This window comes from Streptomyces sp. URMC 123 (assembly GCF_051386515.1).
Taxonomy (GTDB): domain Bacteria; phylum Actinomycetota; class Actinomycetes; order Streptomycetales; family Streptomycetaceae; genus Streptomyces.
In genome coordinates, this window is the sequence record NZ_JBPQTV010000573.1 from 1 (window position 1) to 1,875 (window position 1,875).

General features: G+C 70.8%; 1 protein-coding gene and 2 pseudogenes. 1 reads left to right on the top strand and 2 read right to left on the bottom strand.

What is annotated here, in order from left to right:
• Positions 1–190 (bottom strand): annotated as a pseudogene (locus ACSNOD_RS30850) (hypothetical protein); the annotation flags it as partial.
• A gap of 208 nt (positions 191–398) precedes the next feature.
• Positions 399–1,082, bottom strand: coding sequence for a bifunctional DNA primase/polymerase (locus ACSNOD_RS30855; RefSeq protein WP_436770380.1), 684 nt, complete (start codon positions 1,080–1,082; stop codon positions 399–401).
• Between the two features lie 507 nt (positions 1,083–1,589).
• Here ACSNOD_RS30855 and ACSNOD_RS30860 point away from each other — a divergent pair.
• Positions 1,590–1,875: pseudogene (locus ACSNOD_RS30860) on the top strand (hypothetical protein); the annotation flags it as partial.

Genomic DNA, 1,875 nt, shown 5'->3' on the forward strand with positions numbered 1-1,875 from the left:
CGCGGTGCCCGGGGGGCGGCCCCTCGCGGTCCGCGTCGCGCCGGGCGGGGGTGGCGGGGCCACCGGCCCCCCGCGCGCCGCCCTTGGCGGCCGCCTTGGGCTCCGCGGCGTCCCGGGCCGGCTTGACCGTCGCGGCGGCCGCGAGCGGCAGTACGGCCGCGAGGGCCACGGCGCCGACGAGCACGAGCACGTGGACATGTGACGTACGCGCGTGCGACGCCCGCTCCATGGGACCTACCTGGAAACTCGCTGAAACGCCGGATGGGTAGGCCGAAGATAGCGGCCGGGAGGCGGCACACCGGACTCCCGCGCGGCCATATTCGCTACTTCTCCACCCGGCTCACACCCGTACGAGTGAATGCGCGAATATCCGGGCGATCAACAAAAGGGGCGCTCGCTCAGTACGCGAGCCGACTGCCGCTGTCCGGCGTGCCGGTGCTCGCCTCCACCAAGGCGTCCACCACCGTCTCCACCTCCGGCAGCCAGGGCGGCGTCGCCACGGGCTGGGGCGCGCGCTCCCAGCGCACGCGCCCCGCACCGGTGCGCGACGGCGGCAGGATCAGATAGCCGCCCTGGCCGTGGAAGCGCAGCGAGCTCGGCACCCAGCTGCGGCTGTGGAGCAGCTCGCCCAGCTGCGGCAGGGAGTACGGCGCCACCAGCAGCGCCCAGCGGGTGGGGGTGGCCACCACCGGGCCCAGCCGCACTCCGAGGCGGTCGAGCGCCGTGAGCGCCTGCGCCCCGGCCACCGCCGGCAGGCTCACCGCGCAGGGCGCGCTGCCGCCCGTGGCGAGCACGAGGGGGGCCGTCGGGCGGTTGGTCCACCACCAGCGCACCATGCGCCGGTCCGTGGTGGCCCCCAGGATGCCCGGGTCGAACGGGTGCGCGCCGGGCACTTCGCAGTCGGGGTGGGGGCAGGCACAGTCCCGGCCCGCCCGGCCACCGCCCGACCGGAGACCCACCCCCGGGAGCACCGGCCACTGCCATTCGGTGGCGCAGATGAGCGCCATGCCGAGCAGGGCGGACCTCCCGCCGCGCCCACGCATGAGCAGGAGCCTGCGTCGCCTTCCGAGGATCTCGCGCATATGCGCTCGTTCCTTTCCGTTAACGCCGAGGGCCGTATCCATCGCGATCCGTCGCACACGATGAATCCATCGAACCGCAGGGCAGTGCAGGGCACTGCCTGGAGCTGCATGGTGCTGGATGGTGCTGCGTGGTGCTGCGTGGTGCTGCCCGGACCTCTCCCGCACCACATGGATCACACGTCACTGCGCGTACAAGGCAGCGCATCACGTCGCGGGCCGAGCGTGGAACCTGGCGAGGGGTGGCGCGCACCTGGCGCTTGCCTGTTCGGTGCTTCCCCTGCCGCTCGGGGATGGGCGCGGCCGTCGCCAACAGTCGCTGGGACGCTCAAAGGCCGTCGCGGGGTTCCGGGGCGCCCCCAACTGCCCCTGCCCTTCTCCGAGTACGTACCCACCTCGGTGGATATGACGCGTTGTCGATTGCTCTCAGTCGACCGCAATATGCCGACTGAAGGACGTTTTTTCGGCCAACTTCGAATCCACACAGACACCAACAACCCCACCTGCACAATGCTGGACACGCCCCACGGGTACGTGTACATGTGGAGTCATTGATAGCGGCGCAGCATGACATGGGGGTTTGCGATGCTATTGCGAGAAATGTCCTGCCCATCATGGCGGATTCGATCACTCGACAAAATGCCGCTCTTCACCACAAATACCCCCGCGACCTGCGGTGATGGCCGATTGGCGACCTCCTGGGCGAGGGCCAGAGGCGAAAGCCGCCAGCCATGACCGCCCCTCACCTGCCGAAAGTGGCCGGAATCGACCCCTCGGTCCCCACCCCCGCCCAGAC

Coding starts and splice junctions, on each gene's coding strand:
- ACSNOD_RS30855 (WP_436770380.1), bottom strand. CDS start 1,082: ATGCGCGAGATCCTCGGAAGGCGACGCAGGCTCCTGCTCATGCGTGGG.